This window comes from Protofrankia sp. Cj5 (assembly GCF_917627405.1).
Classification (GTDB): domain Bacteria; phylum Actinomycetota; class Actinomycetes; order Frankiales; family Frankiaceae; genus Protofrankia.
Map to the genome: position 1 here is coordinate 131,629 of NZ_CAKJTO010000001.1, position 8,424 is coordinate 140,052.

7 protein-coding genes are annotated in these 8,424 nt (G+C 65.9%); 2 read left to right on the forward strand and 5 right to left on the reverse strand.

Translation table 11 applies throughout. The annotated features are described in order from the left end of the window. Positions 1 to 192, reverse strand: a 192-nt coding sequence (locus MJ777_RS00530; protein WP_239372353.1) for a type II toxin-antitoxin system RelE/ParE family toxin, incomplete at its 3' end; no start/stop codon positions are given. Positions 193 to 382: 190 nt separating this feature from the next. Between MJ777_RS00530 and MJ777_RS00535 the strand changes: the two genes are divergently transcribed. Beyond that, complete coding sequence (locus tag MJ777_RS00535) at positions 383 to 856, forward strand: SRPBCC family protein (RefSeq protein WP_239345724.1); 474 nt, start codon at positions 383 to 385, stop codon at positions 854 to 856. Positions 857 to 1,111: 255 nt separating this feature from the next. Here the strand turns inward: MJ777_RS00535 and MJ777_RS00540 are convergent, their stop codons facing one another. Together MJ777_RS00540 and MJ777_RS00545 are read right to left on the reverse strand one after the other, a co-directional pair. Beyond that, positions 1,112 to 1,780: a TetR/AcrR family transcriptional regulator gene (locus tag MJ777_RS00540; RefSeq protein WP_239372354.1), complete on the reverse strand. Its 669-nt coding sequence runs from the start codon at positions 1,778 to 1,780 to the stop codon at positions 1,112 to 1,114. A gap of 583 nt (positions 1,781 to 2,363) precedes the next feature. Then, the gene (locus tag MJ777_RS00545) at positions 2,364 to 2,861 is read right to left on the reverse strand and encodes a hypothetical protein (protein WP_239372433.1); all 498 of its coding nucleotides are present in this window, start codon (positions 2,859 to 2,861) and stop codon (positions 2,364 to 2,366) included. Between the two features lie 458 nt (positions 2,862 to 3,319). Between MJ777_RS00545 and MJ777_RS00550 the strand changes: the two genes are divergently transcribed. Next, complete coding sequence (locus MJ777_RS00550; protein WP_239345728.1) at positions 3,320 to 3,883, forward strand: NUDIX hydrolase; 564 nt, start codon at positions 3,320 to 3,322, stop codon at positions 3,881 to 3,883. Positions 3,884 to 4,022: 139 nt separating this feature from the next. On the opposite strand, the gene sthA is transcribed toward MJ777_RS00550, so the two are convergent. Continuing rightward, positions 4,023 to 5,432: a Si-specific NAD(P)(+) transhydrogenase gene (gene sthA / locus MJ777_RS00555; protein WP_239313912.1), complete on the reverse strand. Its 1,410-nt coding sequence runs from the start codon at positions 5,430 to 5,432 to the stop codon at positions 4,023 to 4,025. Positions 5,433 to 5,983: 551 nt separating this feature from the next. Next, positions 5,984 to 7,375 (reverse strand): aspartate ammonia-lyase, encoded by a 1,392-nt coding sequence (locus tag MJ777_RS00560; protein ID WP_239345729.1) that lies wholly within the window; start codon positions 7,373 to 7,375, stop codon positions 5,984 to 5,986. Positions 7,376 to 8,424 lie beyond the last annotated feature (1,049 nt).

Consider the following 8,424-nt stretch of genomic DNA (forward strand, 5'->3'; position numbering starts at 1 on the left):
TTCATGCACCACCAGCGCCGTCACAGGTCGTTCGGCAGGAGACGGAACGCCTTGTGGTTGCCGAGTGGACGTATCGCGCGGAAGTAGTGCTGGTCGAGTTCTGCGGTGCGCTACCCGGACCAGCGCGACGGCGAGCCGGGCATCCTCGACGTGGTAGACCACCCGGTAGTCGCCCGCCCTGAGCCGGCGCACACCCGAAGGTTCGCCGGCGAGTGCTCGGGCCCCGTGGGGACGATGATCGTTCGACAGTCGTGTCGGGGATTCTTGCGATGTGTGCGTGGTTGCTGAAGAGTAAGGGCATGAGATCGATGTTGCTGCCGCTGTCCCCGGCGATCCAGGTCGACCTCGTGGGACCTGGGCGCGGGCCGGTCGTGGTGGGGTCATGAGCAGCCGGCGCCGGGTTTTCGTGGTGACCGAGACATCGGGGGCGTCACCGTCGGTGGTGTTCGATCTGCTGGCGGACGGTGAGGGCTGGTCACGGTGGGCGGGTCCGCTCGTGTCCCGGTCCCGTTGGGAGCGGGAAGGCACGCCCGCGCCGGGTGGGGTGGGGGCGATACGCCGGCTCGGTCGGCCACCGCTGTATGTCCGGGAGGAGATCGTCGAGTATGTGCCCGGCCAGCGGCATGCCTACCGGATGCGTTCGGCGTTGCCAGTCCGGGACTACCTGGGGACGGTCGATCTGTCTCCGCTGGACAGCGGTGGTACACAGATTGTCTGGCAGGGCAGTTTTGTGCCGCTTATACCCGGGACGGGCGCTGTGGTGGTCGTCGGTGTGAGGCTGTTCGTCGCCCGGCTGGCCCACCGTCTGGCCAAGGTCGCGATTGCTGGTACGGGCACGTCGTCGCCTGCCACCTGAGGGGTGGCGGCGGCTGTGGTCCATTGATCCGGTCGATCGTCTACTGATCCGTGGTCCAGCTCCACCCTTTTGCCCAGCCGGCTCATCCGGTCACCCACGGTTCGTCAGCTGGGAGTAGCGCCAGCGCCATGCCAGCGCCGGTCGGTGTGGCCCGCGGCCTTGCCAGGAGCCGCCTGGACGCGGCCCGCTGATCGAACGGCGACTTCCGAAACACGATGTAGCCAACCAGGCCTGCTCGGTGATGGGCGGGTACCACTAGCGCGGCCGGGGGAGCAGCGTGTCCGTGAGGGTCCGGCCCAGCCAGGCCTCGTACTGTTCCGCGCTCCACTGCCAGATGACACGCAGCATGTGGTGAACTTCGGGTGTGGTGAGCGTCCAGATGACCGCGGCCGCCTGATCGACCGGCATCTCGTCACGCAGCGGTCCGCGTTCTGAGATCCAGCGAGCCACCGCCGTCATCTGCCGCCGCTGGCCCAGCCGCTGGTCGTGCTGAAAGGCGGCCATCTCCCGGTCGGTCACCGCCGCGTCGCGCAGGATGTCATCGAGGGGCCGCAGGCGTTCGAGCTGATGGGAGGTGTCCGCAGCCAACATCGCGATCTGCCGCCGTTGATCGGTTTCCTGGCTGATCGCGTATGGTCCCGGTGTTGTGGGTGTCGGGTGCTGCCGGTCCCCATCCCCATCTCCGCCCTGCGCGTCGCTGATGCCCAGCAGCTCCTTGAGCAGCCCACGCTTGGAGCGGAAGGCGTCGTAGACGGTGTCGGGCGAGACACCGGCCGTTTTGCTGATCGTATTGATCGTTGTTGTCGCGTAGCCCTGTGTGTAGAAGAGCTCTCTGGCCGCTTCGAGGATACGCAGCCGGGTCTGGCGGGCCTGTTCGGTGCGCAGCGGCGAGCGGTACCTGCGCTGCTTGGCGGGGTTAGTCATCCGGCGTACTCCGACGGTGTCCAGTGACGCTGGAGTCAGCTGAAGAACGCACCGAGCGGAACTGGTAGCGGGCCGTGACAGCACGACACACGCTGCTCGGCAGCTTACCAGCATCAGCCACCTTTTAGCAATTTATAGCCCGATTTGGGCTATAAGGTAATGTGCCCTGGTGTCGCCGTGAAGTCAAATTGTCGCGGAGCCGGATTCCCGTGCGGCCTTCAGCCGCGGGGCGATTGATGATCGTTGTTCTTTGGGCCGAACGGACGTGACCTGCCGTCGCGTCCGCTAGGAGCGACCGGCAATAGGGACGCGGCGTCGCGGGGCTGGGGCACGCACCTCGCCGCGTTGTCGTCGGTCGACACCCCAAGGACCAGGGTGACTCCCTCCTCCGCCTTGCGATGTACGCACCCCAGCCCCGCTCCTTGATCCACGCCTCTATTACCGGGCGCTCTAAGCGGCTGGCTGATGTGCTACTGACACATGGTGCTGATATATGTGTTCATTTTGTCTGAGCATTGTTGGTTGTTGTGTGACCGGCGGTGGGGGCTGGCCCGGCAGGGATCAGGCCCGCCCCCGGCCGTCCCTATTGCTTACGGAAGGTGAGAATCGCACCATTGGATGTCCCGACACCGGCCGCATCGATGTTGCCGGTCACGCCATGGCCACGGAATCCGATGGCCGTTGCCAACCCGGGTATCTGATTGTCGCTGGTGATGGTGTAGCCGGCGGCTGGCAGCGCCGTGCGGTAGAAGTTCGCCACCGCCGTGTCGGAAACGCCGGTCAACGCCACTGTGGACTGGCTGTTGCCGGAGGTGCCACCGTTGACCTTGGCGCCTGGTGGGATCGGGAAGCCAGCTGGGACGTTTGGCTCCTTCAGGGCATCGGCGCCGTTGGTCACCTGCTCACCGCCGGGCAGCCCTGTCGGCAGTCCTGTCGGCAGTCCTGTCGGCAGTCCTGTCGGCAACGAGCTCGGCGCGCTTGAGGAGGCCGCCGACGAGGTCGCGTTGCCGTAACCGGATGATCCGCCGCATCCCCCCACCAGCAGCAGGGCCAGGCCCGCGCCCGTGGCCACTGCCGCCATCCGGTACCGGCCGGACTCGGCCGAACGTGCCAGAGCGTCGCAACGGCGCAACCTGATCTCCCCCTTCATGGGGCCGGGGCTGTCGGCACACCCGTTGTGTGACCGCCTCCGGCTGCCTGGCTTTGGTGTGTCTTTCACCACTAATATCGGTCACAACACCATAGGCGCAGCCGCTGACAGGCCGGGATGGTTGTCGGCGGCCCGTCAGCGCGCTCCGTTCAGGGCTGGAGGGAGCTGTGTCGGCCTGGCGACACGGGAGCTGGCGGGTGCGGCGACCGGCAGCCGGTCCACGCTGAGCAGGCTCATGGGCAAACGTATGCCGTCGCTGGGTTCTGCCGGGGCTGGGATGGCTCCGGCGGCCGGGCCGGCACTCATGAACATGATGGAAACAGCGGCGCCTGGTAGGCCCTTGCTCATCCCGGATCGGCTTCTCGCCGGTACTGTGATGAGCCGTGGCAGTGAGCAACAATGCGGTCGCTGGGGTGGTTCTCAACTACCTCGAGGAAAATCCGGGCGAACTTGAGACAGTGGGTCCGCTGGTGCTGGCCGCTATGGGCGGGCCGAGGCCGGTGACGGACCGCACCACGATGCCGGGGCATGTCACGTGCGGCGCGGTCGCGGTCACCGCTGACTGGCGGGTGCTGCACATCCACCACCGGCGCCTGGCCCGTTGGTTGCTTCCCGGCGGGCATGTCGAGGCAACCGACCAGTCCCTGTTCGGTACGGCCCTGCGTCAGCTTGCGGAGGAGACCGGAATCGCCGCGAACACCGTGATCCCGGACACCGCCCGGCCAGTGGATATTGATGCGTACGTCGTCCCGGCGGATCCCGGTCGGGACGAAACATCACATATCCACTATGACATCCGTTTTGTGCTACATGTTCCAGACGAGGTCGTGCGCCTGCGTTCGGAGGAGATCTCAGATCACCGGTGGATGCTCCTTCAGGAAATCCCCGGGACGCTGGGTGACAAGCTGCGAATCCGCGGCGCCCGATCCGGGTGGGCGCGCGTCCCCCGCTGATCTGTATCGCTCGGGGTGCCCGAGGCGCCCGGGGAGCCTCGATCCGAGGCGTGGTCAGCGCGGCTGGCCGCCTGCGTTGAGGAACACGTGCGACCCGGCCCGGACGCGATTTCGCCCGCGCGAGCGGTGGCCCGTCGTCTCAGCCGCTGAAACGGGCGATGGCGCGCATCTTGTTCATCGCGTCCAACGCGGCCACCTTGTAGGACTCGGCCAGGGTCGGATAGTTGAACACGGCGTCGACCAGGTAGTCGATCGTGCCGTCACAGCCCATCACCGTCTGGCCGATGTGGACGAGCTCGGTGGCGCCAGTGCCGAAGACGTGTACGCCGAGCAGCTTCCGGTCGACGGAGCTGACCAGGAGTTTCAGCATGCCGTAGGAGTCGCCGACGATCTGGCCGCGAGCGAGTTCCCGGTAGCGGGCGACTCCCACCTCGAAGGGCACAGCCCGTTCGGTGAGCTCGTCCTCGGTGCTGCCCACATAGGAGATCTCGGGGATGGTGTAGATCCCGATGGGCATCAGGTCGTGCCGCATCACGTGGACGTCCTCGCCGCAGGCCGCGTAGGCGGCGAGCCGGCCCTGTTCCATGGACGTCGCGGCCAGGGCGGGGAAGCCGATGACGTCTCCGACCGCGAAGATGTGATCTATCTCGGTCCGGAAATCCGACCCCACCTTGATCCGACCACGGTTGTCGGCGCTCAGGCCCGCGTTGGCGAGGTTCAGCGCGGTGGTGAGCCCCTGGCGACCGGCCGAGTACATGACGGTGTCCGCGGGCAGTCTCTTGCCGCTTTCCAGCAACGTCAGCGTCCCGCCGTTGTGGCGTCCCACCGACAGCACCGACTCGCGGAATCTGAAGGTGACGGCAAGGTCGCGCAGGTGGTATTTGAGGGCTTCGACTATCTCCACGTCGCAGAAGTCGAGCATTCGGTCCCTGCGTTCGACGACTGTCACCTTCGTACCGAGCGCCGCGAACATGGACGCGTACTCGATACCGATCACACCGGCGCCGACGACGACCATCGAGCCGGGGATCTTGTCCAGGGACAGGATCTGATCGCTGTCAACCACCGTGCGGCCGTCGAAGTCGACTGTGCCTGGCCGGGCCGGCCGGGTTCCGGTCGCAATGATGATCTTTTCCGCGTGGACCCGCCGCTCGTCGATCTCGTCGGTGCCCTTGATGCTGATGGTATGCGCGTCGATGAAGCTTGCCGTACCGATGAGCAGCGTGACCCGGTTACGGCTGAGCTGGCTGCGAATGACGTCGATCTCACGCCCGATGACGTGCTGTGTGCGTGAGGACAGGTCGCCGACCGTTATGTCGTCTTTAAGCCGGTAGCTCTGCCCGTACATCTCCCGTTGGGTCATACCGGTGAGGTAGAGCACAGCCTCACGTAGCGTTTTCGAAGGAATTGTACCGGTATTGATACAGACTCCACCGACCATGTCACGGCGGTCGACGATCGCCACCCGACGGTCCAGTTTGGCGGCGGCGATAGCCGCTTTCTGCCCGCCTGGACCTGATCCGATGACGAGGAGGTCGTAGTCGTACATCGTCACCTCCTCAGGTGAAATCCCCACAATTGATTGCTGTGAGGCTATCTGGCCGGAAGGCTCGCGACGCCTCAATCGTCAGGTTGTTACCTCCGCTTCTCCGCACACCTCCGCAGCCGTTGGTGGCACGTCGCAGCCGCCGGTGGCACTTCCTGATTTGAGTGATGGCATAGACGCGGTCTGTGGCCATGGGTGACCGGATCTGGCTGGCGCGGCCGAAAAAATTTTCCGAGTGCCCGTAACCTCCGTCGAGCCGTGTCGTTGAACCAGGTGCGGGGGTCGTGGGGACTTGCTGGGGGGTTCTCCACGGCCCCCGCTGGTCTCGGCCGCGAGCAGCCCCGGCATCTTCCCAACCATTACGATCTTACTGGTGTGGAGGTCCGGGAGGCCGGTCCGGAAGAAAGGCTTCGGCCCGGAAACCGGTGCGGCCATATCTCCTCCGGGGCGTCGCTATTGGTCCCGGGGCTTTCGGGCCCACTGGGCCGTGGAGCGCGCGATCGTGGTTTTCCGTGTACGCGAAGGTCCCGCGCGGAAACCTATGGATGAGTCAGCTATGGATGAGTCATTGACAGGACGTCCAGCGCGGCGTCCAGCTGTTCCTCGGTGAGTGTGCCGGCGGCCACATAGCCACGTTCGAGGACGACCTCCCGGATTGTCTTTTCCTCGGCCAGGGACTGCTTGACGACCTTGGCGGCCTCTTCATAGCCCAGGTAGCGGTTGAGCGGCGTCACGATGGACGGTGAGGACTCGGCGAACCGCCGGCAGCGCTCGACGTCCGCGACGATGCCGTCGACGCAGCGGTCCGCGAACAGGCGGGTGATGGTGGACAGGATGTGGATCGACTCGAGCAGGTTTCGCGCGATGACGGGCAACATCACGTTCAGCTCGAAGTTGCCCGCGGAGCCACCGAAGGCCACGGCCGCGTCGTTGCCGACGACCTGCGCGACAACCTGGCACACCGCCTCGGGAATGACCGGGTTCACTTTTCCGGGCATGATCGAGGAGCCCGGCTGGAGGTCGGGCAGGTGGATCTCCCCGAGTCCCGCGCGTGGGCCCGACGAAGCCCACCGCAGGTCGTTGGCAATCTTGTAGAGGGACAGCGCGATCACCCGTAGTACGCCGGAGGCCTCGACCAAGGCATCCCGGGAGGCCTGGGCCTCGAAGTGGTTGCGTGCCTCCGACAGGGGCAGGCCGGTGGATGCGACCAGCTGCTTGATGACCGCCGCGGCGAAGCCCGGCGGGGTGTTGATGCCGGTGCCCACGGCGGTGCCGCCCAGCGGCAGTTCGCCGATCCGCGGCAACGCGCTGTGCAGGCGCTCCACGCCGTAGCGGACCGCGGCCGCGTACCCGCCGAACTCCTGCCCGAGGGTCACCGGTGTCGCGTCCATCAGGTGGGTGCGTCCGGACTTGACGACTTCGGCGAACTCGATGCTCTTGCGTTCCAATGATGTGGCCAGATGGTCGAGCGCGGGCACGAGGTCGCGGACGATTGCCTGGGTCGCGGCGACGTGGATCGACGAGGGGAACACGTCGTTGGACGACTGTGAGGCGTTGACGTGGTCGTTGGGGTGCACCGGCCGGCCCAGCCGCTCGGTGGCCAGCGTCGCCAGCACCTCGTTGGTGTTCATGTTGGATGACGTCCCGCTGCCGGTCTGGAACACGTCGATCGGGAAGTGGTCGTCCCAGCGCCCGGCGGCGACCTCCGCGGCCGCTGCGGAGATCGCCGCCGCGGTCTCCGTGTCGAGGACACCGAGGGCCGCGTTGGCGGTGGCCGCGGCAGCCTTGATCTGTGCGAGCGCGGCTATGTGGGCAGGGGAGACCCGCTGGCCCGAGACGGGGAAGTTCTCAACCGCACGCTGGGTCTGTGCCCGCCACCTGGCTGTGGCCGGTACCCGCACCTCGCCCATGGAGTCGTGCTCAATGCGGTACTCCTGCTCGCTCATGTGTTCCCGCTCCAACCGGTCGTTACCTGTTTGACGGCTGCCTTCCGTTCTGGAGGTTAGGGCCTGGCCGGGCCGCGTGATCGAAGATCGGCTGGACGGGCTGGAGCCGCGGCCTGTTGCCCGGCAGCCTGTCGCCCGGCGGCGCGGCGGGTCGCGGCGTACGGGAGCTTGGGTGGCGACGGCTGCGTCCGTGGATATGCGACATTGATCACAATAAAATTGATCATGGCTGCCCAGGCTGACCGGCTCGTGACCGGACGTGTCGCGTGAGAATCATTGACCGGTCATATTTCGGCCAAATTATCTATCGATTCTTGCCGTCCAGTCCCTGGCCAAAACGGTTCGATCATACTTTTTCGGATAGCCGATACGGGTTCCGGAACACCTGTCCGGCAGCTGTCCTTCCGGACGTCGTGTAACTCTCCCCGGCTTCGCTGTCAGCTGCTGCTAGCGTTGGCGTCGGCGCAAAAAATGGTGCGGCGGGGAACAGAGTGCGGTAACGACTGGAGTCGGCCGCCCGAACAGGTGGGATGGCGGCGGTCGTGCGTTCCAGGCTCCGTTGTTTGCTGGCTTGTTCCGCGGCTTTGACCGTGGTATTTACCACCAGTTCCTGTGGACATGGCGATTCCGCCAGGGCTGACGGTTCGTCGACTGCCCTCCTTGCTCCGCTGAATGTGCCGGCAGCGACGGTGCCCGTCGACAGGGCACCGGTCGATACAGGGCCGCCCCTGGCCAGGCGGCTGGCTCTTGCCGGGCGGCTGGCGATGGCCTCGGCGTCCCCGGTTGCGTCGGCGTCCCCGGCTGTGTCGGCATCCCCGGTTGTGTCGGCATCCCCGTGGAGCGGCCCCCAGCCGGCCGGGAGCAGCACGATTTCTCCGTATCCGTATCCGTAACCTTTTCGTCGCGGTGAACAGAAATCGTCGACCAGGTCTGCCCATGGTGGGAGGACTGCTTTCTTTCCGGGTATTCCGTGGTTGTGGCCAGTAGCGGGGAAATGGCTTTTGCCGGTGTGGCCGGGCTGTCCGTGACGCCAAGAGCGACCGGCAATA